Here is a 25,920-nt window from a genome sequence, read left to right as displayed (position 1 = left end):
CGTCGAACGCTGCTTCAATCGCCTCAAGCAGTACCGCGCGATCGCCACTCGCTACGACAAAACCCGCGAGTCCCACCAGGCAGCCGTCACCATCGGGTCCCTGTTTCTCTGGCTCAAACCCCTTTGACGACACTGCCTAAGGCTTGCAACTCGATGATGACCGTCCCCCCCTGGCTCCGCCCAGCGCTTCCTTCTTCGAGGAACGAACTGACGCCCGAGGTGGTGGGTCGGCTGAGAAGTTGGTAACAGGTGAGAGGGGGAGACAGCGACTGGGCCCCGGTTGAGTCGCTGGCCTGCGTCGCTCGAAGAAATCGCAGGTCAGAGCAGTTCTCTGATCGCATCAGCGACTGAAGCGACTGAACTTCTGGTATATGAAGACATTCCTGTGTGCGCGTGTGCGTCATATATAGCGAGCTTCAGTCGCTTCAGTCGCTGTCAGGGATGAAAAAGCGCTGTGACCTGCGATTCTCCTCGCAGCGACCGGAGCGACTGAAAAGATTCGGTCGCTTGATCCCGGTCTTGGGTCGCTCACACGACCGTCCGCGGCTCTGCAGGGCGACACGCCGGGTCAAGCAGCCTCGACACGCTGCGCCCGCTTCCTGGCCGACTTCGCTAGTCTGTGTCCATTGTTGAGTCGCTTGAGTCGCTGTGAGGGGAAGTAGATGCCTGCTGAGCTGCGGTTTTCTCGCAGCGACTCAGGACAGTCCGACCCTGAGCAGTCAGTCGCTGGTCTGAGACTCGCACGATGGTGTGCCAGCAACGGCTGGCCTGTCCACCCCCTGGCCCCCGGCCGTAAGACGCCGACCGCCAACTGCCGCGACTGCGCCGAACCGGGCCACACCCACACCGACTGCCCCTGTCTGCGGGCCGGCCGTGGGTGCCACGGCTTCCACGCAGCGACCCTCGACTACGCCCGCATCGAGCAGTGGTGGACCAGTAACCCCGGCCTGGGAGTCGGAGTGGCCTGCGGACCCGCCGACTTGGTCGTCATCGACATCGACGCGCACGCGAGCGAACCGCCTCAGCGAGACCGGCTGCTGCCCGGGATCCCCGTAGGCGACGCCGTCGACCTGCGAGGCCTGCGGACGGGTTTCCACTCACTGGCAGTGCTGGCGGCCCTGCGCGGCGAAACTTCCCCGGCGGACGATGAGTCGACCCTCCGCGTGCGGACGCCGTCAGGCGGCATGCACGTCTGGTACCGAGCTACCGACGGCCGCCGGTGGCAGTGCTCCACGGGATCCGGCAGGCGGGCACTCGCTTGGCAGGTCGATGTCCGCGCGCACGGCGGATACATCATCGCGCCCGGGACGAAACTCCCCGCCGGGACATACAAGCCGCTGGGGCGAGTACGCCGGCCCGCCCCGCTCCCCGCGTGGCTCGCCCATGAACTCCAGCGGACCGGCCACCTGCCGGCCCCTCACATCCCGGCCCCCCGCCCCGTGCCGCCGCGAGCCCGGCAGGCCGTCCTCGCGGCCGGAGGCGGCCGCGACAAAACCACACGCCTGCTGACCGCCCTCGTCGCCGACGTCACATCCTGTGCCAAGATCGCCGAAGGCGCCGGCTTCACCGAGAAGCTCAACAGGGCCGCCTACACACTCGGCGGCCTCGTCGCGGCGGGCCACCTCACGGCCTCCGCCGCTCAGGAGGCCCTGCGGGAAGCCGCCTCAACAGCCCGTCCCGGCCAGGAGCAGCGCTCGGACCAGATCATCCGCAGCGGCATGGCCGCCGGCGCGCAGCGCCCCCTGCACCTCGGAGGCCGCTGGTGAGCCCCGCACCCGAAACCGAGGGCTTTCTCTTCGACTTCGACCCCCAGGCCGTCGCCGCGCAGATCCTCGCCCAAGCCCCGCCTCCGCCCCTGCCCGCGCAGGCCGGCGAGCAGGCACACCTCGACCACGCGACGCCCGCCGGACTCGTCCCCGACACCCTCAGCGACCGCGGCAACGCCAAGCTCTTCGTCCGCCTGTACTCCAAGGACTTCCGCCACGTTCCCGGCCTGGGCTGGTACCGCTGGGACACCACCCGCTGGCAGGTCGACGAGGACGACACCATCCTCTGGGCCGCCGGTGACCTCGCCGAGGCACTCGCGACAACCGACTCCCAAGGGATCCACAGCAACCAGTCCCTGCAAAAGCACCGCCGCCGCGCCCTGAGCACCTCGGGCATGAACGCCATGCTCACCCAGGCCAAGTCGGCCCCCGGCATGGTCCTGCGCGCGGAACTCCTCGACGCCGACCCCTACGCCCTCTGCACGCCTGCGGGCATCGTCGACCTGTACACCGGACTCATTCGGGCTCCCCGGCCGGACAAGGATTTCCACTCCCGCTCGACATCCACCGGTCCCAGGCAGCAGTCCACCCCGCGATGGGACCGCTTCCTCACCGACACCTTCGGCGCCGACGCCCAGGGCCGGGAGATGATCGACTTCCTCCACCTGATGCTCGGCTACTCCATCACCGGGGACGTCGGCGCCCAGGTCATGCCCTTCCTCTTCGGAGCCGGCAAGAACGGCAAGTCCGTCCTCCTCGACGTCCTCATGAAGCTCCTGGGCGACTATGCGGATGCCGCCCCGCCCGGGTTTCTCATGGCCCGTACCTTCGAGGGCCACCCCACCGAACTCGCCGAGCTCCACGGCCGGCGCGTCATCGTCTGCTCCGAGGTCAAGCCGGGGGACAAGTTCGACGAGGCCAGGGTCAAGCTCCTCACCGGCGGCGACCGGATCAAGGCCCGCCGCATGCGGCAGGACTTCTTCTCCTTCGCCCCCACCCACAAGCTCTGGCTCATCGGCAACCACCGCCCCGAGGTCGGCACCGGCGGCTTCGCCTTCTGGCGCCGCATGCGGCTGATTCCCTTCGAGAAGGTCGTATCCGACGACCAGAAGATCGACAACCTCGCCGACATCCTCGTCACAGAGGAGGGCCCTGGCATCCTCGCCTGGCTCATCGACGGCGCCCGCCGCTACCTGGCTGGCGAGAAGGACCTCACCGGACCCGCTCCGGTCCGGATCGCGACCACCGCCTACGCGGAGACCGAGGACCACACCGGTCGATTCTTCGAAGAGTGCTGCGCCCGCCACCCCGACCACCGGGCCGAACAAGCCCGCCTATACAACGTCTACCGCACCTGGTGCCAGAATGAAGGCGCACCCACCATCTCCTCCCGAGCCTTCGCGGCACGGGCCCGCGAGCTGGTGGGCCTCGCATCACCCAAAGAAATGATCTTGTCGAACTCGAAGAAGTACTACCCAGGTATCGGACTGCTCGCAGAGGAGGAGAACGCGTGAGCTCGCTCATCTCCGACGACGAGATCCACCACGAGGTCGACCTGGTCTGGCTCGAGGACGTCACAGAACTCGACTACGTCCGACAGTCCCTCGACCGACTTCCCACCCGCCGTGGCAAGCCCGCATACCACCGCGACGGCCGACTCGTCGGCTACGCCCAGCTGGGACCCCAGGCCAAGCCCTCACGCTCCAGCGGGACCTTCCGCCGCCGCGTCTTCTGGCTCCTGCCCCACGATCGCGACACCGTTCCTGACGGCCTTTATGCCTCCGGCGCCCCAGCAGAAGCCGTTGACCCCACCACACTCACGGCCGGATACAAGGGCCGCAAAACCGACCGCTCAGAGCGACCCGCACAAGCCACACAAGCCTGACTCAGCAAGCCCCGCTCCCAAGGCCGAACCGAAAATTCGACAGTATGCGAACCTCAGTCGCTTGAGTCGCTGATCCCCGGAGTTCAGGCCCTCTGACCAGCAGATTTATGAAAAGCGACTGAAGACATCTCTGCTGATGTAGCTTCCCTAACCGGCGTTCAGAGCATCTGGGCGCCGCCAGCGGCGTGGGCGCCAGCGGTAGTGCGGAGCCCTGCCCCCTCTGAGCTCTGCTCTGTCGCTTGGCGCGGACATGCCTCTGTACGGCACTCTTAAGCGCACCGCGCCTGTGCGGCGCCCGCGACACGATGTGAAGGAGACGGCCCGTGGCCACCAGCAGCGTTGCTGAGAACCAGCTCTACCGCGACCTCGCGCCCGATATGAAGGCTCGTAACCGGTGTCTGCGGGTCACCGCGGTACGGGACGGACGGGCCGACCTCGTCGTCGAGCACGACCTCGGCGGGACAGCGGGCAGGAAGACCCATGCGAGCCTGGCTAGGCTGCGCTCCTCCGCCTTCGAGTTGGTCGAGGATCCGGCCGACGCCGACCCGCGGTATCTGGCCCTGTTGGTGGCCATCTCCGAGGTCCACCGGCCAGGCGCCACCCCAGCCGAATACGCCCGAGCCGCGCTCCACGCCATCGGCACGACGGAGATTTCCGGACCCCGCTGACGCCCGATTGACCCACCAGCTCAGGCGGGAGGGCCTTCGAAACATCGCCCGGCAGAGCTCCCAGATGCGGGCTGCCGGCAACCGGAGCCGCGGAAGGCCGCGCGCCGGCGGCTACATGGACGATCGCCGCAACGGCTGCTCGCTGTCCGGCATTCGTGATCGGTATAAGCCCTGGTCGGTGAACTACACCATCGCGACCGCATCACGTCCATGCACAAGGCTCTGGTAGTCGACTTGGTCGCGAAGACATCCGAGACGAGGGCGCTGCACCGCCTCGGAGACCCGGAGTGGCTCAGAGCAGTAGTCTCCCGGCTGGCGCCAATGCCGCGGTGGACTCCCCTGGGCTCATGTTCATCCCTCCACCCTGCCGTAACTGGCCTTGGGCAATGCGTGTGGTCGCCGCGAACATCGCCCATACGAAGGCGGAAGGCACCGACCGTTGGCTGTCCGAGGGTCTGGTCTCGGCCCGATTATTTCGCCACCACCAGCTGTACCTGCGACTGGAGGTTCAACGGGCAGTCCGTCCCGATGAGGTTCTGGCGCAGGCCGTTGCACGCGATGATCGATGCCTTCACCACCGCCGGCTCCCGTCTTTCCGCCATTAGCGAGCCGCAGCCCGACCAGGCCGCCCGTGAGCTGTTCCCCGACGACTTTCATGACCTTTCGACCAAACCCAACTTCCTGTTCTTCGTCGTTGAGGTACCGCCGTCGGCTACCGGCTCGGACGACTACGAGGAGTGCGAGGTCGACGTCCTCAAGGAACACTTCTGGACGCCGCCTGCCCAGACCGAGTACGGGCCGGTCCTGGCCTTCGACTCCGTCATCGGCACCAAGGTCCGCGCCCTGGCCGACCGCGGCGCCGTCCGCAACCTCATCGACGTGCACGCGGCCTCCCGCCACTGCACGGCCACCGAGCTGGAGCGCCTCGGCAGGCGGCACGGTCGCGACGAGTTCCGTCTCCACGATCTCCGCGACCGCCTTGCCGGCGCGGACTGGGCCGATGACGAGGAGTTCGCCGCGTACGGCCTCACCGAGTACGAGACGGCCGAGCTGCGCACCTGGCCCAGCGCTGGGTGAGCGACCTCGAGCAGCGCCTGCATGAGGACGGCGGCCAGGACGACGAGACCTGAAGCGCGGGGCCAGCCGGACGGGGCATTAGATCCCGCCACAAGATCACCGGCGGCGGCGCGCGCTCTGGCCTCGGCTCCGGCGACTTCGGAACGATGAGTACGGGGCACATGCCTGCGGGGCGGAAAATTGCGTTAGCCGTGGCCTTCACTCCCTTCGGGAGCGAAGGCACACTGTCGAGCTACCCGGCCGGAGGCCCAAGACGGCGACTTCCCAAGCCGCTCCGCCGCCCGCGACTTCGCCCCGTGCTCCCGGCCGCCCTCCTCGCGCAGCTGTCGGCGATCTGCTGTACACCGCGGGCCCGCCCAAGGCGGCCGTCTCACCGGCGATCTGCTGCGTACTGATCATGCCCGGTACAACGACCCGGCCAACAGGGGCCCTCTCATATCCGTGGGGTGTCCGCGCCTGGCCCGAGCGGCCGCACAGTTCAGTCTCACCACGGTCGGCGGGCCCGCAGATGGGCCTGCTGCCCTACCTGGAGCTCTACGTCCCGCTCGCCGACCCTGACCAGCTCGCCGACAGCGCCAACCCCGACCAAACCCTCTACAAGGACTTCGCCACCGAGTTCACCACTCCCCATCACGGATGTTCAGTACGAGCCGCAGCCCTCCGCCGAGGGGCCCCTCCCAGCGGTAGCTGGGGGACGCACCGCACCGAACACCGCGACCCGGCACCGTCTCGTCCTCGCCGGCGGCCGGGCAGTGAAGCGCACCTCTTTCCCACGGCTACTGCGTGGGAAAGACACCTCATGCGGCTAACGGGTCAAGTTGACCTTGGTCAGCCAGCTGCAAAGGCGGCCAGCAGGGTGTCTACACGGACTTCCAGTTCGGGCGTCAGGGCTCCCTTCACGGCCAGCCTGACCTCATCGCCGCCGACCGCGCGGGCAAGCCGAATCTCGACCCGTCGATGCTCGCCGACCAAGGGATACGAGTACCAGCCGTCGATCCGCTCGTCGTCGGTCGCCTCGAGCGCCAGTGCCACCGTCTCCCAGTCGGTGGCATCGAAGCCGTAGCCCACGTAGTGCGCCAGCAGTTCCAGGAACGACCGCAGGTTGCGTTCCCAGATCCATCCGCCGACTTCTGCCATGGCTCCCCCCTCCGTGCTCAGGGGGACAGCCTGTCATGAGCCGGATCCTCAGCGATCATCCAGCTGCGGCGGGAGGAGGAAACGCGATGGATGCATCGAAGTGCACCCGGTTCTGGAGGCAGTGGTGGAGTTAGCCGAGCACGCGGTTGAACAGGTGCCGCAGGGCTTGGGCATGCCAGTCTCAGGCCTCGTGCCGCCGCCGGTAGTGGGCGTTTATGTACAGGGCGCCGAGTCGCCCATATGGAGACTGCCGGCTCGGCTTGGTCGGCGGCTGCGTCCGCGGCTGGCGGTGGCTCTGGCTGGCTCAAGGACATGAAGTGGTACCCCAAGGGAACGTGAACGTGTGGCCGGCAAGACAAGGGTCGACTGACGAGCAGTCCCCTCGGCGGCGCTTTCACCGCCGAGGGGACTGCGTTCGGTTCCCTGGTGGCCCGACGACCGGGCCCGCGCTACTCCACTAAGGGTGGCGCCGGACCCGATACTGGCCGGTCTCTTTTAGAGGGTGCCGGTGATGGTGATGTTTCCCGGGTTGCCTGTGACCCCGGTGGGGGTCACGGGAGTGGTCGGGGCCCAGGTGCGGTCGGCGCGGCGGATGGTGTGCAGGATCTTGTAGTCGCTGGTGACGACGGCCAGCTGCAGTTCACCGTCCACGTGGGTGACGCTGACGGACCTGGTGGTGATCGTGCCGAGGACGCTGCTCAGGTTGGCGAAGGGGTCCCAGGCGCCGGTGCTCTTGCGCATGGCGTGGTGCTGCTTGGTGCCGCTGTCGGTGGTGACGGCGATGTGGGTGTCGTTGCCGATGCCGGCCATCGAGACGGCGGTGATGGGGCCGGTGGGGCCGGCGGCCTGCGCGACGTCTCCCCACAGGTTCCAGTTGCCGGTGGTGTTCCGGATGGTGTGGTAGGCCTTGCCGCCGGCCACGGCCATGACCTGGAGCTGGCCGCCGACGCTGGCGGTGGCGATGTCGGCCACGGAGCCGATCGGGCCGGCAACGGCGGAGATATCACCGAACTTCGTCCAGTTGCCGTCGACCTTGCGGATGGTGTGGAAGACCTTGCCGTCGGAGATGGCCAGTACGTGGAGGTCGTTGCCTATGGAGACGGTGGAGATCTGGGTGACGTTGGCGAGGGCGCCTGCGACGGCGTTGATGTCGCCGAACTTCGTCCACGTGCCGTCGATGGAGCGGACGGTGTGGCGGAGAAGGCCGTCGCCGCCCACCGCGATGACGTGGGTGTCGCTGCCGACTCCGGCGGCGGTCACGGCCCAGTTCTTGATCCCCCCGACGACGTTGCCGGCCTCAGTCTGGACGTCGGTGAAGTCGGTCCAGGAGCCGTCGGAGAGCCGCAGACCCTGGTAGACGCTCACGCCGGTCTGCACGACGGCCGAGGTCTTCCAGCCGATGGTCTGGGCGAGGATCTCCTGCTGCATCCACTTCTGGAGACCGTCCGCGCGCGCGGCGACGGCATTGGTGCGGGTCTCCGCAGCGGGCGTGCCCAGGCAGCCGCCCTGCCACGAACGGCTGCTGATACCGGCCAGCTCGCCCTTGCTGTTGACCAGGGGCCCGCCCGCATCGCCCTGGCAGATGGAATCGGTGCCCTTGCCCGTGAGAGCCAGCGTCGTGGCATCCGCGGAGGCGACACCGAACGCGGCGGTGTGAACACTCCCCTGCACCCAAGCGGTCTTGGTACGGCCGAACCCGGCTGCCGTCACCGCGGCGCTTGCGGCAGGCTGCGCGGTGGCGAGCTTGATGGGCGTGATGTCGGCGACGGGCTTGGACAGCTTCGCGAGCACGACATCACGGTCACTGCGCGGCACGATACTGACCACGTCGAGGGTTACTGTGCCGATCTTGGCTGTGGCCTTCAGCTCCGGCTTCCCGGCCACGACCGCTGCGCCGGGGGTCTTCGCGAAGCAGCTCGTCGCGGTCAGGACCCAGCTGGCGTCGACGAGGACGGCGGAGCAGGCGCGGCTGTTGGCTTCGTCGCCGATGTTGAGCTTGGCGGTGTGGGTGTACTGCCCGGCGACGGCGGGGGTTCCGACTGCGGCCAGGGCGGCGCCGGCGGGCATGAGCGCGGTGGTGCCTGCGATGGTCAGGGCCGTGGCCATCCACCGGGTGCGCGGACGTGTGTGAGACATGGTCTTCCTAAGGATTTCTTCGAGAGAACGCGGGCGGCAGGTGCCAGAGGGCTGTCATGCCGCAGATGGCCCGATGGGCTGGGTCAGCCGGTGACGCGGAGCTCGATGAGGGCGGAGGTGACGCCTTCGGCGGTGGCTTCTCCGAAGCTGGTGAAGTCGTTGGCGGGGGCGTTGATGACGGTGGTCTTGCCGTCGGCCTCGATGGTGCTCTTCACCGCCGCGTCGCCGGTCCAGATGCCGTAGGCCTTGGGCACCGAGAGGGTGAGGTAGCCGGGCTTGGCCTTGACGTCGAAGCAGTAGTCCTTCAGCCCGGAACGGGTGTTGACGGTGATGTCCTGGGCGCCGTCGCAGGCGGTGAGGAGGATGTTGCCGTCGCCGCGCTTGAGGATGATGGCCTTCTCCGCCTCGATCTTTGCGGCGTCCGGGTAGCCGAAGTCCTCGATGGCGTACGGCATCTCGTCGGCGGCCGTGGCGGTCACGGTTCCGGGGACGGCGTAGGCGACACCGATGGCCGCGGTGGTCGCCGTGAACACCGAGGCGAGACCCACGAACAAGGCCTTACGCGCACGGGATATAGCCATTATGGCCCTCTCAAAAATTCAGGGGACGGGACACAAAGGCCCCGTCAGTTTTCAGCAGATTCAATCACATTGAAGATCGCGGTCAGCGGTCTCAGATCGTGATCAACATCTCATCTGCGAATCTTTGCGAGCCGTACAACTATCCGCTGAGGCGATGGATCTACGGGCAAAAAATCTAGAAAAAAGGAGCATACTGCCCACTCGGTAGGTGCTGTAGGTGCGCTTGCAAACCTTGCCAGGACCCTGATGGAGTCCGGGGGTTGGCTGGCTGTACGATCATGCGGCTCCAGGTGATCGCGTGCGATCGGTCACCAGCAGTGGAGTAGCCCCTCAGGCTTTCCTGGTTACTGGTGAATTCTTCCCAGGGGGCTTAAGTGTTTCTATTTTTGAGGGGTTGCCGTGAAACGGCATATATCCTCCCGGCCATTTGGTTCGGGAGTACGTAGGCGCGCGTTGCATGCATTGCTGGCCACCGGTCTGCTGTCGGGACTGTTGGGTGCGCCCACAGCGCTGGCGGCCGATACGCAGTCCGATCCGGTGAACCTGCGTCGGCAGATTGTCGGCTACTGGGAGACGGGTGGGGCGGGCATCAAGGAGGCGGCGGAGCAGGCTCTGCTGGGTGGCGATGACGCGATCCGCAGGTTCCTGGACGAGGCTCCGGCGCTCCAGCACGACGACAACCGGGTTGATGCCGCCCTGCTGATGTCGACGAGCGGTCCTGGGGTTCGTGAGGCCACGAAGATCGCCTGGATGAAGTCCCCCGCGGACCTCGAACAGTTCCTCCTTACTGGCTATGAGGGTCCGCTCGATGAGGACCGCAAGGTCGACATCGCACGGATGGTCGGCATGGGTGGGCCCGGGGTCCGCGATGCTGGCAAGGCGGCCTTGCTGGGCACCTCATATGACCGCGAGCGGTTCCTGGCGGTAGGTCAGTACGAGGAGCGCAAGGATGACAACCGGGTGGACGTTGCCCGGTTGACGAGCACGGGCGGCCCGAACGTGAAGGCGGCCGCGAAGGTCGCGCTGAAGGGGACCCCGGACGACATCGTCGAGTTCCTGGAGATCGGGCAGTTCGTCGCCCGGAACCGGGACCAGGAGTACGCGACGATCTCGGAGTTGATGGAACAGGCGAGGGAGGCCGGCAAGCAGGCCCAGGACGCCACCAAGGCTGCTGAGGAGTCTTCGAAGAAGGCAGTCGAGGCGTCGGAGAAGGCCAAGGAGCTCGCGCAGAAGGCTGCGCTGGAGACCAAGGCCGCGCAGAGTGATTCGCAGCTGGCGGCGGTGAAGGCGCAGCAGGCGGCCGCTGCCGCTCGTGCGGCGGCTTCGGCGGCGCAGGAAGCGATCGGCTCTGCGAACGCCGCGAACCGGGCGGCACGCCGGGCCGCGCTGGCTGCGACGCAGACCGCGTCGGCTGCGGCTTCCGCCGCGCGGGCGGCGAACAATGCGTACACCGCGGCGATCGCGGCCGCGGGTAACGCGGGTGACGCGGAGAAGGCACGCCAGTCCGCTGCGGACGCGCGCGCTGCAGCTCAGGCAGCCACGGAGTCGGCGAAGGCCGCGAACGAGGCGGGCATGGCCTCGGCTGCCGCTGGTCTGGCTTCGACCGCGGCGAAGGGCGCCGCAACCAACGCTCGGGCTGCCGCTGACGCGGCGGATGAGGCGAACGGGTACGCGGACGCAGCGGGCGGCCACTCGGCCGAGGCGCGTCAGGCCGCGGCTGATGCACGCCGCCACGCCAACGCCGCAGATGCCGCCGCCGACCGCTCCGCCGCGCTCGCACAGCGCGCCGCGACCGCCGCTTATGGGGCGCGGGATGCGGCGAACAAGGCCGCCGAGCACGCCATCAAGGCGGCCGGCTACGCGGAGGAAGCCGCTACACAGGCAGGAAATGCTGCCATCTACGCGGCGCAGGCCAAGAAGAACGCCGACGCCGCGAAGATCGCCGCGGAGGCGGCAGTTGCGGCGGTGGCGAAGGCGAAGGAGACCTTCGACATCGCCCGCGAAGGCGAAGCCGAGGATCTGAAGACGCGCACTGACGCCGCCATCGAACGCGCTCGATCCATCAAGGACGCGAGCAACGGGCATATCTCCGCCTCAGCGTCCACCCAGGCCGACGCCCTCGCCCTCAACACCACCGCCACCACGCTGGCCCAGGAAGCAGCGCGGCCGGATGTGGATGTGAAGGCGACGGCGGCCAAGGGCCGCCAGCTCGCCATGCAGGCCATGAAGCTCCTCGGCCCCTGGCACAAGGAAGCCGCCGCCCGCGCCCTGGCCGGCAGCGACCAAGACGTCCTGGACTACCTGCGCACCCGCTGGAAGGAAGCCGTCCACCACGACATACGCGAGCGTGTCGTCCAGCTGAGCACCGAGAGCCCCTACGCGGCGGTCCGTACCGCAGCGACCGAGGCTCTTAAGGGCACCCCTGCGCAGATCGAGGCCTTCCATACCACCGGTCAGTACACGGCCGGCCTGGACGACATGAAGGTGGATGTCGCCCGCTTCACCAGCACCGGCGGCCCCAGCGTCAGGGAAGCTGCGAAGAAGGCCCTGGCCGACGGCACTCCCAAGGCTCTGGCCACCTTCCTGCACGTCACCCAGTACGGCGAACGCGTCACCGACGAGAAGGTCATCGCCGCAACCCTGACCAACACCGGCGGCCCCGAGGTCATCGCCGCCGCCAAGATCGCCCTCGCAGGATCCCCGGACCTGCTCCACGAGTTCGTCACCACGGGCCAGCACATGGCCCGGCGCAAGGACGACCTCGCCGCCAACCACATCAACCTCATCGAACGACTCCTCGCCGAAGGCCAGCAGATCGCAGCCAAGGCCATGGAGAACAGGTGGCGCGCCGCCGAAGCAGCGGCCAGGGCCCAACAGGCCAAGGAAGAAGCTGACGCCGCCGCAGCCGAGGCGACGAAGTCCGCGACCGCCGCCTCCCAGTACGCGGCCAACGCGAAGGTGTCTGCAGACGCCGCCGCCGTTTCCGCGGCCAACGCGGCGAAGTCCGCCACCACTGCACGCAGCGCCGCCAACCGCGCCGAACAAGACGCCAAGGCAGCCGAGGACTCCGCCGCAGACGCCGCATTCTCCGCCGCCTACGCCCGCCAGTCCGCCCGCGACGCCACCACCTCCGCTAACGCCGCGCGTGACTCGGCGCTCGCAGCCGGCAAGAGCAAGGAAGCGGCCGAGGGCGAGGCAAAGACAGCCTGGAAGGCCGTCCTCGTCCTGAGGGAGAAAGAAGAAGCCGAAGCCCGCCGTCAGGCCGAGGAGGAACGCAAGCAGCAGCAGCAAGCCAAGCCCAAGCGGATCTGCGTACCCCATCCGACCCGCGAAACGATGGCGCCGATCATGGCGTGTGCCCTGGACCCGGGCAACTCCATGATCCAGGTCCCCATCGACCCCACAATGCGCGCGATCGTGTGGGAGCTTACCGGGCTCAACGATGTCAAGGACTGCATCCAGAATCCGACCGGCCTGAACTGCGTCATGGCAGCAGCCGGCGCGCTGCCGATCGGTCGACTCAAGCTCCTCACCAAAGTCGACGATGCCATCGAAGGCATAAAGTCCCTTCGCGCGGTGCGCCGCTCACTGAGCTGCCTCACTGAGGCTGCCCATAGCTTCCCCGCCGGCACCAAGGTCCTGATGGCTGACGGCTCACACCGTCCTATCGAGCAGATCGCGGTAGGGGACCTGGTCACGGCCACCGACCCGACCAGCGGTGAGACCGGCCCCCGTGCCGTCACCCGCACGATCCTCACTCCGGGCGACCGGGACTTCACGAGCGTCACGCTGACGGACAGCTCCGATCTGGTCTCGACCGACCACCACCCGTACTGGGTCGAAAATCGCAAGCGGTGGATCGACGCCGTCGACCTCCGGGCCGGTGACGCGCTGCGCACACCGGTCGGTACCACGGTTCTGATCGGTGAGACCGAGCAGTGGAAGGGCCTGCAGCCTGCTTACGACCTCACGGTCGACGACCTTCACACCTACTACGTTTCAACCGGCACGACTCCGGTCCTCGTCCACAACACCGACGAGACCTGCCCCATCTGGGTCAAGCAGGCATTCGATAGACTTCCCGCTTCGCCGGAAGGCATGCCGACTGAGGGATTCGCCTTCCACCCTGATGGCAAGCCGTTGTGGAATACGACCATTAAGAGCGGTAAGGGTCTGAATTCGGAAGAGATAAACAGGTTCCTGCAAGGGTCGAAAGATTTCCCGGATTTTCGCGGATATGCGAACGTCTCGCACCATGCCGAGGTCAAGCTCGCTTGGGAAATGCGAACCAAGGGTGGCCCCGGGGAAATGCATATTGTGATCAATAAGAACTATGTGTGCCCAAAGCCAGGAGCCGGGATCGCGGCCGGATGTCAGCAGGCTGTTCCTGCGCTGCTCTATACCGACCAAACTTTGGTCGTGCACTACCCCGGCATGAAGGATCCCATCAGGCTTCGCGGTACAGTCGCAAGGTAGTAGAAACCGTATGATTGGAAGGCGCGGTATGATCGTTCTTGGATCCACGCATAAGGGCTCCATCTATGCCAGGACTGATGACGAGATCGATGACCTCATCGAGCACATCATGAACGACCTGCCGCAAGGATCTATGACTCCCGACGGATATGCGATCATGCCAGAAAAGGCAGTAGTCAGTATCGTCGAGGGGAAGTATCCGGAGGAGACAGACGTAAGGTGGCCGAGGAACTACCTCTACGTCACGGTGAATACCCAGAACGGGTATGGCGCGTTGAAGTGGTGGACTCCCGACAGTCCCGAAGGTTCCGATGAACATCATGTCTCCCAGTTCATCTGGACGTCCGGCAATCCAAATCCCCCGTCATTCGATCCCCACTTGATCTCGGATTCGGGAACTCCCAGCTACTACCCGGCCGAAGCCGCGATCCCCCTGGAGCAAGTTCGTAAAGCTCTCGAAGAGTTCTGCCGGACTCGCACAGGGGATAGGCCCGAGTGCGTCTCCTGGATTCTTCTGGAGCAGACTGTATAAAACAAGGATGAAGGCGCCTCACGCTGGTAGCGGTGTGAGGCGCCGCTTTATTTTCCATGGCGTTACCCTTGACGAACTGGGGACCGCGGGGAAGCACAGCAACTCCTCCAGCTCGGCGAGGCACTATGTAGGGCCCACCGGACACTGGACGGCAAGCAGCTGAGGAAGCTCTCGCATGACCAACATGTGATGATCGGCAGCCTCCGGGCACTGCACGCTCGCTTGCCGCCGAGGCGGGACAGACGGTGAGCGAGCCGGCCCTCCATGAGGACGAGCAGATTCTCCACGCGGTCCTCGCCAACGACGACATCGCCTCACGGTGGGCAGAGGGCCAGCTGACGAGGGCGGCGGCCGCGATGTTTGTGGTTGAGGCGGAGATAAGGGCTTTGGGCGAGCGGCTGGAGGCGGCGCAGGCGGCGAGCTCGGACGCGGCCGCCGACTGGCGCGAGGTCGGGCAGGCGGCTGCGAAGGCGCACAGGCGGGTGGAGACCGCGGCAGGCAAACTTGAGAAGCTCGGCGGCCGAACGGTGAGCCCGACGTGCGTGCTGGAGCGCCCCCTGGGTAAGACGTCATCTTAGTTCTCCGCCTCGCTGAGGACGTCGTTGCCACAACTTGCGCCATTGACGATGCCACTAATGACCTGGACACCGCGCGCGCAGCAGCCACCAGCGCCCACGATGCTTTGCGAGACGCCGCCGCCAGCCACATTCACGGGCATGCGCAGGTGGCGCTCCCGGCGTTTCTCCGCAGGCGCTGATGTGGCGCGAGAGTGTAAACGTCGTTCGGTGTAATTCCTGATCCAGGAAGCTGAAGTGCCTCTACTCGGGCCGGCCGACTTCGCCCCCTCCATGAACCGCAAACAACTCCGCACCCGGGTGATATCTACTCTCCGTCCGCCATCTGTCAGGAGAACGAGTCAGTGGTCGGCGACACGGCGTGGGTCAGTGCTGTGCCTCTTCTGCATCGTCGTGCTGCCACGAACGTGATACCGAACGTAGCGGTCGCTGGCCCGCGCGAGCGTGGCGCCACGGCGAGGTCGGGTTTGGAGGGGCGGGTCAACCGGAGCATCCAGGGATGCATGACGGGGTCCCGGCGGAGAGCCTGACCTTATGAACCATCAGAAGCGGGCGGTGGTCAATCCTCCGGACAGCCGTGGCCTGCGTGAGGTCCGGGTGGACGGGGTGACCGTCGGTTGGGCCTGGTCGCTGCGGGAGCTCCGTCGGCTACTGACCCGGTCCGGGATCCCCGAAGAGAGGGAGCCGGCCGTCAACCCGGCGGTGGCCTGGCACGGGGGAGGCCCTGACACCTGGCCCGACCGGTCGCTTGGGCGGCGTGCGGTGCTGGCGCTGCTGGTAGCAGGTCTGCTCGCATCCGCGGCCCTGCTGATCGACATCGGCCTTCCAGACGCCTTCGAGGCACTGACATTCGCGGGCCGCGTCATGGGGTGGATGTTCGTCGTGGGCGGCTTCCTCCAGGCCGTGGCGGCGGCGGGGGCTTTCGACCACTGGGGCAAGCGGGTCTTCAAGTATTCCGGCGCTGTCGCCCTGGTCGGGGTGGTCATCGCCCTGGTCGTGTGCAGCCTGCTGCTGGCCCTCTGGCTGCAGCAGAAGGAGTACTTCCCGTACTTCCTCAGCTATCTCACGTTGTGGGTGTGGTCCCTGTGGGCCACTTGGCGGGTGTGCCGGGAGAAGCCATGGCGGGGAATCCCCCATCCTCGCAGCTTTGCACTCGGGGTCACCGCGTCCGGCCTTCTGGCGGCGATGAACCTGGCGTACTCGGGGCTCTACCAGCCCGCCACCACCTTTGAACGATCTAGGTACCAGGTGGCTTTCGGCACCCCGTACGCCGATCCCGATGCGGGCAAGCCGATCATGCACGTGCCGATGACCGTCACCCTGGAGAACACGGGGACCGTGCCGTTCTGGGTGCTCGGCAGCGTGGTCACCGTAGAGGGCGGGTCGTCGAAGTCCAGACCGAACGAGAAGCGGATCCCGGACTCGCGCGAGGGTCGGAGCGAGAACCAACTCTACGCGGGCTCACCCACATACACCCTCGTCTACAGGGGGTCCCTGGGGAGCCCCGGCGGCTGGTTTGGCCCGGGGGACCGGTTTGTGAGGCAAAAGGTGATCCAGCTGCCCCGGAACGCGCCCTTCGACTCCCTCCAAGTGTCCAGCCACCTGATCGCGATGCGGCTGGACCGTGGCTCCGTTGACACCGAGTTCGGAACGACACACTGGTCGTGGGAAAAACCGGAAAAACCGGACGAGGGCGAGGCCATTAAGCGTGTGGACTGCGCCAAGTGCGGGGACATCGGGATCAACCTCGGTCGGCTGCGCTACAACAGCAACCTCTTGAATGTGACGCGCAAGCCGCGCTACGTGCTGTCGATCCGCTACGTGAACAATAAAGTGGACGAGGACTTCGCCGTCAACGTCTCGCCGATCGACAGGGCGGGCAAAATCTCCCCGTGGTATCAAGCCCACGAGAGCCACCTCGACCTCGTGCAATTGACAGCCGCCACTCAGACCGTCTCGTTCGCCCAACTGCTGAAGCAGCTGCGCTGAGCCGGGCGCTGCCCCGCAGCGCTGGCACGGTTCGCGCCGACGAGCTCGGCGCGGGGATCTCGTCCAGGTCGCCGTTCACGGGTTCCCCTCCCGCCTGGCCGCTCGACACGGCCCGTCCCGAATACCCGTCCCGCTTCTCCGCCGCACCTGCCGGTTTCGGGACGCCTTTCGGGACGCCTCCCGCGCTCGGGCCCCCGCGCCTCGACGTCCTCGACTCGTACCCGGTTGATGCCCTCGCCAGGCGGAAGAGGCCCCACGCGTCCATGCGCGGCCCGATCCAGCCCGTTGAGGCGGAGGTCCTCCTCCGCTTCTGGGTCGACGGCGGCATCGCCCCAGGCAACACCGCCCAGAGCCAAGCCCTCGAAGACCTTGCCGCCGCCGACAAAGTCACCCGCGGTGACCTGATCGACGTCCTCCCCGACCAGGTCGCGTACAGCCTCCGGATGCTCCCCGAACCGTCCCCGCCTACTGACACACCTCATGTCGCCGACCACTGACATCTCGTGTCGTCTCCCACCGACGTTCTGACGTCGTCCGACACGCCGGGGGACTTCGGTGACGTCGACGCCCACGTCACGGCCAGCGCCGCCGCCTACTGGAGTGCGCAGCGCGCAGCGACCGTTCCCCCGCAGCGGGTCGACCGCAGGTCCGAAGTCAGGGCAGACTCGGAGCTGAGGGAAAGGGGCACACGATGACGGCACAGCCGATTCACGGGCACGAGCCGGAGCGGGTACCGCGCAACGCCGACGGCATCGCGGCCGCGCTGTCCGGGGAGCGCCGGATGGAGTTCTACCGCGAGTTGCTGGCCGCCGCGCCGGAGAAGGCCGAGAACGTCCTGCGGCGGTGGTGGCTGGAGGCGATGCTCGACACGGATCCTGAGGCAGACCGGCGTGCGGATGCCGCGTTGGCGGGCACGATGCCAAAGGTTTCGCTCAGTGAACTGATGACGCGACGCCGGGAGGCGGGCCTCCCCGTTGACTGAGCCGTACGACGGTGGGCTTCCGTGCGAACTGTCGGAAGAAGTCGCGCAGCTGATGATGGACCCTGCCCTTTCGCCGGAGGTGTTCGGCGCGCTCGTCGCTGCGATGGTCTCTATCAGCGAGACCGCAGGGATGATCCCTGGAAGTACAGCGTCCGCGCGCCGGCCTCAGCAGCGCCGCCTTCCCCTCGGCGAGGAGGGCGCGCTCGGCCTCGCCGAGTACGTCATCGTGCTGGACGCCGACCCGCCTCACATCCTCATGACCCACGTCCTGCTGTACTGACTTGCCCGAGGGCCCGGCGCTGCTGTGAGTGGGCGCGTTGGTGGCATTGGGTGGGTGTCAGCGGGACAGGGTGCTGAAGGGCCTGGTCATAGGGTTGGTAGCGGGCAGGGTCGCTGTCATGAGGTGACTAAGTGGCTGCTGTTCCCCGACCAGTTCGGGATGGATCGGCTGTCGCGGGGGTGGCTGTTCCTAGCTCCCCCACGGACAGCGCATCGTGCTCGAAGTCGACGGCTCCCAGCACTACACCCGGGACCGCGGCCAGCGTCCCGACAGCGCGAAGTACGCGGAGACGATGGCCGGCGACCGGGACCTCAAGCTCAGGGGCTACGAGGTCTTCCGGTTCGGCCACGACGAACTCAAGGACGCGACTGCGGCCCGGGTGCTCCTGGAGCAGTTCCTGCCAGCGCTGTTCCGGCGCTTCAATGTCAGCGCCGGAACAGACTGCCCCCCGCGGCATCGCCGCTCACACCTCTTCGGGCGCGTGCGCGGCAAGGGTGTTGTGATCTCGTTCCACAGCGACCGCACGCCTGCGGGAACCTTCGGCAGCGCCTTGTGCAGGGCCTGGACAGCCTCATCGTGCCGTCCCTGGATTCGGAATGACCAGGACGCGGCTCCGAGAAGCCGATCCAGTTCCGCGAGCGCCCGCGGTCGTGATGCCGAAGAAGGCGGCCACGGGTTCGACGACGATCGACCTCCTGGACTACCTCTTCGGTCCGGGCGAGCGTGACGAGCACGTCGACCCCCACCTCGTCGCCGCCTGGGACCCGGATCTCCCGTGCCCTGCCCGCACCCCGGACCGCATGACGCTCGCCGACCTGGCGCTCCTCCTGGACGCCCCCGTGGAAGCACTGCGCGGCCCGAAGCCGGAAGAGCACGTGTGGCACGTCTCGGTCCGCAACGCCCCCGGCGACCGGCTGCTGTCAGACGCGGAATGGAGCGAGGTCGCGGCCGCCATGGTGCACGCCGCGGGCATCGCGGAGCACGGCGACGAACAGGCCTGCCGGTGGATCGCGGTGCGGCACGCGGAGGACCACATCCACATCCTGGCGACCCTCGCCCGCCAGGACGGCCGGCACCCCCGCGTACGCGGCGACATCCCCGCGATGCACACCGCCGCCCGCGTCTTCGAAGCCCGCTGGGGCCTCACCCCGATGTCACCTCTGGACCGCACCGCGCGCCGCCGCCCCGTCACCGGCGAGTCCGAGAAAGCCGCCCGCCGCGGCCTGACGGAGACCGCCCGGGAGTCCCTGCAGCGCACCGTCCGCCAGGCCGCCGCCCTCGCCCACGGCGACACCGACTTCCTCGACCGTCTCCGGGACGCGGGCTTGCGCGTGCGTGAACGCCGCGACGACGACGGCGCCCTGCTCGGGTACGCGGTCGCGCTGCCCGGGGACCGCGCCGACGGCGGCATGCGCCCGGTCTGGTTATCCGGATCGACGCTCGCCTACGACCTGTCCCTGCCCCGCGTCCGCGAACGCTTCACCCCGCTCGTCACCCCGGCCGACTGGGCGCTGGCCGAACACCGGATCCGCGAAGCGTCCGTACTCCTGGGCCGCGCCGGGCAGGACGAAGGAGCCGGGGATGTCGCAGCCCTCGGCGACCTCCTGGCGGTCGCCGCCGCGCACGCCCCGGCGTTGGTCCGCCACCGTGTGCAGGCGGCGGCCGACGCCTTCGAGCAGGCCGCCCGCGCCCCCGGCGCCCGCTCCCTGGAGGGCCGCGCCCGTGCCGGATGGCGCGCCTCGACCCGGGCCTTGGAGCGGGCCCCACGCGCGCCCGGGGCGGCGGCGCCGCGGTGGTCCTCACGCTGCTGATCGCGCTCGTGGAGGCGGTGGAGGCCGCCGCCGACTGGCACCGCGCGCAGGCCTTCCGCGCGCAGGCGAAAGCCGCCTCCGACGCAGCCGTCCTGCTGAGGGAAGCAGCCGGCCTGACCGGCGCCCCGCCCCCGGCGGCGAAGCCGCGTACCGGTCGGGTGGTGCGCACACAGGGCCGTGGCCTGCCCGGGGTCGCGCCCGTTACCGGTGTACCGGTCCGGCCGCGCCCGGATCCCGGTCGGCCGGGCCCGTCCCGTACGCGCTGACCCCTGACCGAGGGAGCTTCCTGCCGATGACGTATCCGCCCCAGCCCGAGCCGTTCTCCGAAGCGCTCGGCGAGGCCGCGCAGACGGCCGCGATGGCCTACCGGCTGATGATGACCATCACCGACGCGGTCCGCCGCGCCACCCAAAAACGCCTCACGGGCAAGGAGGAGGAACTCAGCGAGGACGCGGAGAAGATGGCCCCGGGCTGGTCGGCCGACCAGCTGCGCGGCGTTCTCGGCGACGACATCCTCGCCGAGCTGATGGAGGGTGGGGACTGGCCGGTGATGGCCCGCCAGCTCGTCGGTCTCCAGCAGGCCGGTGTCGACCTCGGCACGTTCCTGCCGCAGATGGGCCGCATGACCGCCGCAGTCCACCAGGCCGTCGCCGCGAACGCGGCCCGGACGAAGGCGGAGGGCACCGACCAGTGGGCCGACCTCCTCAAGGCGACGATGCCGGGCGGCCTGGTGCGCGACGCGATCCTCGCCTCCCCGGCCTGGCCTGACATCGCGGCCGCGATGGGCCAGCTCGACGCCAAGGGCATCGACGTCGCCCGGATCCTCCTCGACGCGCACGCCGCCGGAGCGGGCGTCGACCAGGCCGTCGCCGCCGTCACCACCGCGGCCGCCGCCCAAGCACCCGCCCCCGCCCCGGCAACCCCGGCGCCCACCGCCGCCCCCGCTGCTGTAGCGCCGCCGGCCCGGGACGAGCTGGCCTCGCGCATGGGCAGCTCCGGCGACCCGTGGGGCGCGCCTCCGGCGGGACGCGTACCCGCACCCGCCCCGGCTCCGGGCACTGCACCCGCACCCGCTCCGACCCCCGCCCCCGCTGCTGCGCCGGTGCGGGAGGCCGTCAACCAGTGGGCGCCACCCGCGAGTACGGACGCGAAGCGCTCGTGGGGCCCGCTGACCGAGGGCCTGGCCGTGCCCCGGGACCTGGACCTCGGCGACCGCACGAAGGCGCTGGAGCAGCTCGGCGTCAACCGGCTCGCGCACGCCGTGATCGTCGGCGTCGTCAAGGACGTCCTCCCCGAGACGCAGGCGGGTCTTCTGGTGGGCTCCCGCCAGTGGCCTCGGCTGGCTCACCGCATGGACCAGATCCGCGACCAGGGCGGCACCGGTCTCCTCGCCGCGCACCTGGCGCGCCTCCAGGCCGACACCACGTGGAAGGACGGCCCGTCCTCCACCACGGTCGGGCGTCTCGTGGACGCGACCCTGCACTCCCTGACGACACCGCCCTCGGCGCCGGCCGCGCCCGCGTCCCGGGTCCGCGTCTCCCCGACGGCCGCCCGTTCCCGCTCGACCACCACGCCCGCCGCGGCGGCCCCCGGACAGCAGGCCCCGACCGAAGCCGCCGTCCCCGCCCACCGGCAGCAGACCGCACCGGCCAGGGGCGCGGGGCGTACGCGGTGACGGCGGCGGCTCCCACACCCGGCCGCCGCGGGCGGGGCGTCCGGGCGTGGACGGACCGGGTACGGGCGGCCTGGTGGGCGCTGTCGGACCGGGACCGGATCGCTGTCGAAGGCCTGCTGCTGACCGGCCTGCTGTTCGCGGCCGCGTTGCGGGCGGGCCACCTCGGCATGGTGCAGGCGGACTTCGTCCTGTCGGTCCTGGCCGGCACGGCGGGCGTGGCCACCTTGTACCGGGGCGCCGTGTACCGGCCGCAGCCCGCCCCGCCTCCGGTCGGGCCGCTGGTGGCGCCCTCGGAGGAAGTCCAGCAGCACGCCGCCCGCGAGGCGGGCACCGCGCCCGGCGCCTGACCGGGGAAGAACCGCGAGGAAGGGGGAGACGGATGGTGATGACGGGCAGGCAGCGCCGGGCCGGCGTGAGCGTGCTGGCGGGGCTCGTGCTGGCCACGGCCGGCTGGTGGGCGCAGTGGTCCGGGTGCGAGCTCGCAGGCATGGCCTTGACCCTGCTGGCTGGGGTGGTGCTGGGCGGTGCGTGGCGCTCGGGCGCCCTGTACCTCCCGCAGGCCGCTGAACCCGCGCCGGAGGCCTCTGTGCCGGTGCCGCCGTCCTCGGCGCGGGCCAGGGCCGATCAGGAGCGCTCGATGCGGCTGCTGAAGGCGATCGACGAAGCCGCCGACGATGGGCGGCCCAGGGAGCTGTCGGAGTTCGAGCGGATCGTCCTCTTCGGAGTCGCCGAACTCCCCGGCCAGGACTACCCCCCGCCAGGCCACGAATACCCGCGCCCGTGAGTCAGCCAGCACGGCCGTGGGTTTTCCCGGGGGCCGGGGGTGGGCAGGGATGGCGGCGTTGATCATCCTCGGAGAGATTGGTGGAAGCGTGAGCGGTCGGCAGAGCGGCACGGTGAAGTGGTTCAACGACGAGAAGGGGTTCGGGTGCATCACGCCCGCGTTGGGCGAGGATCTTTTCGTCCACTTCGAGGCCATTCAGGCCCAGGGCGTCAAGACCCTCAAGGAAGGCCAGGTCGTAACCTTCGTCGCCACCCGGGGAGAGCAGGGCATGCAGGCCGAAGAGGTCCAGCTGGGATAACGCTGACCGCACTCACCGAGGGCCGCTCGCCCACTCCACACCGAGCCCGGCGAGTGCGGCGAGCTGGGCCTGGTCGAGCCGGTCTCGGCGGGCCTTCTGGTTCCCGATCCAGATCCCCGTACGGTGCTCCACCCCGTCGGGCAGGACCTCGACCACGCCGCGCCCCGGCAGCCGGCCCTCCCGCGCGACGTATTGCGCGAGCGCCTCCACGCCCTTCTGGAACGCCCCACCGCCCGCGCCCCGCCCGGACGCCACAGCCGCCTTCGCTGGCGCCTTACGCGCCCGTACAGCCTTCTTCACGCCCAGCTTGTCGAGCCTGCGCTGCTGCTCCTCGTTGAGCTCGCTGAAGTTCCGGCGTTGGGTGGTGAGCCAGCGTCCGACGTCCTCGCCGTGCAGGGTGACCCCGGGCACGACGTCGTCGAGCCGGGCGCCGGCGGCGAGGAGCTGGGCGAGGTAGGCGTAGTGCCGCTGCCAGTCGACCGTCCATCCGTTCTCGCGGGGGTTCCAGTCCGGATCGACGGCCGCGAGTTTCTCCGCCCGCCGACCGGCGCGGTCGGGGTCCTTCCCGAGCCCGCCGGGGCGCCGGACGTTCGTCAGCCACTGCCCGATCGCCCGGTCCAGGGCGGTCGCGTGCCGCGGGGCGGCCAGGGTCCCGTGGAGTTCGAAGTAGGCGCGCGCGGCGGCGAGGTTCTCGGCGAAGGCGGCGTTGGCGGTGTCCCAGACGATCCCCAGCTCCTCCAGCTCGGCCGCGTGCTCCCCGGACATCTGCCCCGCCCGGTATACGCGGCGTTGATCGGAGAGCCACCGGCCGAGCGGGTACGCGCCCTCGGTGTGCTCGTAGGGCACGTCCAGGTGCTCCTCGCGCTGCCGGTAGCGGTACGCGGCCTCGACGCCCCGCTTCCAGTCCTGCCGCTCGGTGTTGATGACCGTGTAGCTGATCCACTTCGCGATCAACCCGGGGTCGCGGGGGGCCGCGAACCGGAGCAGCAGCCGGTCATCCGGCTCGCCCTCGGCGGGCTCCGGACCGACCGGAAGCGACGGATCGACAACGCGTTTCTGGTTCTCCTGCGGAATTGCCAGCATTTCCACAGCCTTTTCATCGTGAGCCCGAAGACCTTCCAAAACCCGGATCAAAGGGCGATACGAGTTCGAGGAAAGCATGTCCTCCGGCTTCTCATCCTCCGCCAAAAACACCGGAACGATCAGCGTCGCCATCTTGCCCTGACCAGGCTTCTGCCGCAGCGCCCGGCCGATCGCCTGGACGATGTCCACAGCCGACCCCTTAGGGTCGATCAGGGCCACCGAATCGGTACTCCGGATATCGACGCCCTCACCCAGGACCCGACAATTACTGAGCACCGCGCGCCCGGCCCGGCGCCCGAAGTCGGCCAGCACGGACTGCCGGTGGGCGCCCTCGTGCTCCCCGCACAGCCACCCCGACCACACCCTCTCCGGATGCCGCTCCGGGTCCACGGCGTGGAGCCGGGCCGCGACCCGGGGCAGCCCGGCCGCGAACGCCTCCGCCTCGATGGTCCGGTGGTGGAAGGTGATCGTCGTCTGGAGACCGTGGGCGGCCATGGTCTCCAGCAGGGCGGTCTGCGTCGCTGCGAGCCGCTGCCCCCGAAGCGGCTCCTCGTGCCGCTCCTCGCTGAAGAGCCGCTTCGGCGTGACGACGGGGTCGGTCAGCTCGGCGACGACGATCTGATACCTCGCCAAAAGCCCCCGGGAGATCGCCGACGCCAGCGACAGCTCGTAGACCACGGGCCCGAACACGCTCTCGTCGTCCATCGAGCACGCGAGCTCCTTCGGGAGCCGGTCCCACGCCCGCCGCGTCCGACCTGACGTCTCCTCGTCCACGACGGCCACCTGCGCCTCGTACAGCTCCTGCTCCGCCCGCGACCGCGGGGGCCGCTCCTTCCAGATCCGCGGGGTGGCGGTCATGTACAGCCGGCGCATCGCCGGGATGACGTCCTGGTGGTGGATGTCCGCCCACGCCTTCCCCGCCGAGCCCGAAGTCCGGTGCGCCTCATCCACGACCACCAGGTCGAAGACGTCCATCGGCAACCCGTACGCCCCCTCATGCGCTTCGGCGAGGACCGGGAGGGAGGCGTAGGTGGCGTAGACGGTGACGGGGCCTCGGCCGTGCCAGAGCCCGAGCTGCGGCGGCGACGTCGTCGCGCGCACACCCAGGGCCCACAGGGTGGGGTCGTCCTCCAGCGAGCACACCGCGACCGCGGGCCCGCTGTGGCCGGCGAGCCGCCATTCCCGGGCCGTCTGCGTCAGCAGATCCAGCGTCGGCAGCAATACCAAGACCCGCCCGTTCCGGGCCAGACGGAGCGCCGCCGCAGCGGCGATGAACGTCTTCCCGGTACCGCACGCGGCCACCACCGTGGCCCGTAGACCGGCCTCCGGAATCCGTTTCCCGGGCGGAATATCCAGCCCCCGGACAATCGCCTCCACCGCCTCCTCCTGGTGAGGACGAAGTACGATGTCACCAGACTTCTGCATTCGGCACTCCACGAAATTCGAAGCGACGGGAGGCCCGTCGGAGAGGGGGTGGCGATGTTCTCGGGATCCTACACAGCTACACACATCGTCTTCGATGTGATGCATACTGATGACTGTACCGCTCCCGCCTGCGTTCCGGAGCCTCTCGTCAGGTTTCCCCGTGTGATCACGAGGGAAGATCAGCGTGGTCGTCACACGATGAAGGAGAACGGCATGGCGGAGGGCATTGTGAAGTGGTTCAACGGAGAGAAGGGCTTCGGGTTCATCTCCCAGGATGACGGTCCGGACTTGTATGTCCACTTCTCCGAGATCCAGGGGGAGGGCTACCGGAACCTGGAGGAGAACCAGCGAGTCGAATTCGACATCGAGCAGGGCCCAAAGGGGCCGCAAGCCGCGCGGGTCCGCGGGATCTGACCCCACCCCCTGCTCTGCTGCCAGCCGCCCGCGGAGCGGGCCCAGGGCCCGAGGAGCGTAGCGACCCGGGGCCGCCCTGGACTGCGAAGCAGGCCACAAGCCTGGAGCGCAGCGGAAGGCTTCACCGGCCGCGCGCAGCGCGGCCGGTGACCCAAGGTCAGGTCCGAAGCGCAGCGGAGGGGTTGACCCAGCTGTGGTGGAGCGCAGCGGAACCACAGCAGTCCGCAGCGCAGCGGCGGACTCCGGCCCGAAGGGCCGGCCCTGCCCGGAGCGCAGCGAAGGGCTTTCCGGCGGAGCGCAGCGAAGCCGTTCTCTCCTGAGCGCGCCAGCGCTCAGGGTCCCGCTC

General features: G+C 68.7%; 23 protein-coding genes and 3 pseudogenes. 22 read left to right on the top strand and 4 right to left on the bottom strand.

What is annotated here, in order from left to right; genetic code table 11:
* The 7 genes and pseudogenes from ACWFQ8_RS31465 to ACWFQ8_RS31435 all read left to right on the top strand — a co-directional run.
* Window positions 1-127, top strand: a pseudogene (locus tag ACWFQ8_RS31465) (IS5/IS1182 family transposase); the annotation flags it as partial.
* A 535-nt stretch (window positions 128-662) separates the two neighbouring features.
* On the top strand, window positions 663-1,766 hold the full coding sequence (locus tag ACWFQ8_RS31460; protein WP_453789695.1) for a bifunctional DNA primase/polymerase: 1,104 nt from the start codon (window positions 663-665) through the stop codon (window positions 1,764-1,766).
* Window positions 1,760-3,280 (top strand): DNA primase family protein, encoded by a 1,521-nt coding sequence (locus tag ACWFQ8_RS31455; protein ID WP_453789697.1) that lies wholly within the window; start codon window positions 1,760-1,762, stop codon window positions 3,278-3,280. Before ACWFQ8_RS31460 ends, ACWFQ8_RS31455 begins: the two co-directional genes overlap by 7 nt.
* Window positions 3,277-3,651, top strand: coding sequence for a DUF6009 family protein (locus ACWFQ8_RS31450; protein ID WP_453789694.1), 375 nt, complete (start codon window positions 3,277-3,279; stop codon window positions 3,649-3,651). Before ACWFQ8_RS31455 ends, ACWFQ8_RS31450 begins: the two co-directional genes overlap by 4 nt.
* A 323-nt stretch (window positions 3,652-3,974) precedes the next feature.
* Window positions 3,975-4,319 (top strand): DUF6354 family protein, encoded by a 345-nt coding sequence (locus tag ACWFQ8_RS31445; protein WP_453789693.1) that lies wholly within the window; start codon window positions 3,975-3,977, stop codon window positions 4,317-4,319.
* 393 nt (window positions 4,320-4,712) lie between these two features.
* Window positions 4,713-5,039, top strand: a pseudogene (locus ACWFQ8_RS31440) (SAM-dependent methyltransferase); the annotation flags it as partial.
* Window positions 5,019-5,449: pseudogene (locus ACWFQ8_RS31435) on the top strand (nucleotidyl transferase AbiEii/AbiGii toxin family protein); the annotation flags it as partial. The pseudogenes ACWFQ8_RS31440 and ACWFQ8_RS31435, both read left to right, overlap by 21 nt.
* A gap of 775 nt (window positions 5,450-6,224) precedes the next feature.
* On the opposite strand, the gene ACWFQ8_RS31430 reads toward ACWFQ8_RS31435, so the two are convergent.
* The 3 genes from ACWFQ8_RS31430 to ACWFQ8_RS31420 form a co-directional block, all read right to left on the bottom strand.
* A complete protein-coding gene (locus tag ACWFQ8_RS31430) occupies window positions 6,225-6,533 on the bottom strand; it encodes a hypothetical protein (protein ID WP_453789692.1) in 309 nt (102 codons plus the stop codon).
* A 495-nt stretch (window positions 6,534-7,028) separates the two neighbouring features.
* The gene (locus ACWFQ8_RS31425; RefSeq protein WP_453789691.1) at window positions 7,029-8,669 is read right to left on the bottom strand and encodes a S1 family peptidase; all 1,641 of its coding nucleotides are present in this window, start codon (window positions 8,667-8,669) and stop codon (window positions 7,029-7,031) included.
* An 83-nt stretch (window positions 8,670-8,752) separates the two neighbouring features.
* Entirely contained in the window at window positions 8,753-9,250 is a 498-nt protein-coding gene (locus ACWFQ8_RS31420) for a hypothetical protein (RefSeq protein WP_453789690.1), read from the bottom strand.
* Window positions 9,251-9,703: 453 nt separating this feature from the next.
* On the opposite strand from ACWFQ8_RS31420, the gene ACWFQ8_RS31415 reads away from it, so the two are divergent.
* The 14 genes from ACWFQ8_RS31415 (at window position 9,704) to ACWFQ8_RS31350 (ending at window position 22,652) form a co-directional block, all read left to right on the top strand.
* Window positions 9,704-13,726, top strand: a complete 4,023-nt coding sequence (locus ACWFQ8_RS31415) for a DddA-like double-stranded DNA deaminase toxin (RefSeq protein ID WP_453789689.1) — start codon at window positions 9,704-9,706, stop codon at window positions 13,724-13,726.
* Window positions 13,727-13,754: 28 nt separating this feature from the next.
* The gene (locus tag ACWFQ8_RS31410; RefSeq protein WP_453789688.1) at window positions 13,755-14,258 is read left to right on the top strand and encodes an Imm1 family immunity protein; all 504 of its coding nucleotides are present in this window, start codon (window positions 13,755-13,757) and stop codon (window positions 14,256-14,258) included.
* A 245-nt stretch (window positions 14,259-14,503) separates the two neighbouring features.
* Window positions 14,504-14,836 (top strand): hypothetical protein, encoded by a 333-nt coding sequence (locus ACWFQ8_RS31405; RefSeq protein WP_453789687.1) that lies wholly within the window; start codon window positions 14,504-14,506, stop codon window positions 14,834-14,836.
* Window positions 14,837-15,367: 531 nt separating this feature from the next.
* Window positions 15,368-16,822 (top strand): hypothetical protein, encoded by a 1,455-nt coding sequence (locus ACWFQ8_RS31400; protein ID WP_453789686.1) that lies wholly within the window; start codon window positions 15,368-15,370, stop codon window positions 16,820-16,822.
* Between the two features lie 263 nt (window positions 16,823-17,085).
* Window positions 17,086-17,319 (top strand): hypothetical protein, encoded by a 234-nt coding sequence (locus ACWFQ8_RS31395; protein ID WP_453789685.1) that lies wholly within the window; start codon window positions 17,086-17,088, stop codon window positions 17,317-17,319.
* A gap of 194 nt (window positions 17,320-17,513) precedes the next feature.
* A complete protein-coding gene (locus ACWFQ8_RS31390; RefSeq protein WP_453789684.1) occupies window positions 17,514-17,804 on the top strand; it encodes a hypothetical protein in 291 nt (96 codons plus the stop codon).
* Between the two features lie 52 nt (window positions 17,805-17,856).
* Window positions 17,857-18,084 carry a hypothetical protein gene (locus ACWFQ8_RS31385; protein WP_453789683.1) on the top strand — a complete coding sequence of 76 codons (228 nt, stop codon included), beginning with the start codon at window positions 17,857-17,859 and terminating at the stop codon, window positions 18,082-18,084.
* A gap of 214 nt (window positions 18,085-18,298) precedes the next feature.
* The gene (locus ACWFQ8_RS31380) at window positions 18,299-18,811 is read left to right on the top strand and encodes a hypothetical protein (protein ID WP_453789682.1); all 513 of its coding nucleotides are present in this window, start codon (window positions 18,299-18,301) and stop codon (window positions 18,809-18,811) included.
* Window positions 18,738-19,895 carry a hypothetical protein gene (locus tag ACWFQ8_RS31375; RefSeq protein ID WP_453789681.1) on the top strand — a complete coding sequence of 386 codons (1,158 nt, stop codon included), beginning with the start codon at window positions 18,738-18,740 and terminating at the stop codon, window positions 19,893-19,895. Before ACWFQ8_RS31380 ends, ACWFQ8_RS31375 begins: the two co-directional genes overlap by 74 nt.
* Complete coding sequence (locus ACWFQ8_RS31370) at window positions 19,877-20,161, top strand: hypothetical protein (RefSeq protein ID WP_453789680.1); 285 nt, start codon at window positions 19,877-19,879, stop codon at window positions 20,159-20,161. The genes ACWFQ8_RS31375 and ACWFQ8_RS31370 overlap by 19 nt, the downstream gene beginning before the upstream one ends.
* A 26-nt stretch (window positions 20,162-20,187) precedes the next feature.
* Window positions 20,188-21,570, top strand: a complete 1,383-nt coding sequence (locus tag ACWFQ8_RS31365; protein WP_453789679.1) for a hypothetical protein — start codon at window positions 20,188-20,190, stop codon at window positions 21,568-21,570.
* Entirely contained in the window at window positions 21,567-21,917 is a 351-nt protein-coding gene (locus tag ACWFQ8_RS31360; RefSeq protein ID WP_453789678.1) for a hypothetical protein, read from the top strand. The genes ACWFQ8_RS31365 and ACWFQ8_RS31360 overlap by 4 nt, the downstream gene beginning before the upstream one ends.
* A 38-nt stretch (window positions 21,918-21,955) precedes the next feature.
* Entirely contained in the window at window positions 21,956-22,354 is a 399-nt protein-coding gene (locus ACWFQ8_RS31355) for a hypothetical protein (RefSeq protein WP_453789677.1), read from the top strand.
* 88 nt (window positions 22,355-22,442) lie between these two features.
* Complete coding sequence (locus ACWFQ8_RS31350) at window positions 22,443-22,652, top strand: cold-shock protein (protein ID WP_453789676.1); 210 nt, start codon at window positions 22,443-22,445, stop codon at window positions 22,650-22,652.
* Between the two features lie 12 nt (window positions 22,653-22,664).
* On the opposite strand, the gene ACWFQ8_RS31345 is transcribed toward ACWFQ8_RS31350, so the two are convergent.
* The gene (locus ACWFQ8_RS31345) at window positions 22,665-25,112 is read right to left on the bottom strand and encodes a Helicase associated domain protein (protein ID WP_453789675.1); all 2,448 of its coding nucleotides are present in this window, start codon (window positions 25,110-25,112) and stop codon (window positions 22,665-22,667) included.
* Between the two features lie 261 nt (window positions 25,113-25,373).
* Between ACWFQ8_RS31345 and ACWFQ8_RS31340 the strand changes: the two genes are divergently transcribed.
* Window positions 25,374-25,574: a cold-shock protein gene (locus ACWFQ8_RS31340; RefSeq protein ID WP_453789696.1), complete on the top strand. Its 201-nt coding sequence runs from the start codon at window positions 25,374-25,376 to the stop codon at window positions 25,572-25,574.
* The last annotated feature ends 346 nt before the right edge of the window (window positions 25,575-25,920 follow it).

The sequence above is a fragment of the Streptomyces sp. NPDC055254 genome (genome assembly GCF_053606025.1).
This window is presented reverse-complemented; position numbering and strand designations above follow the sequence as displayed.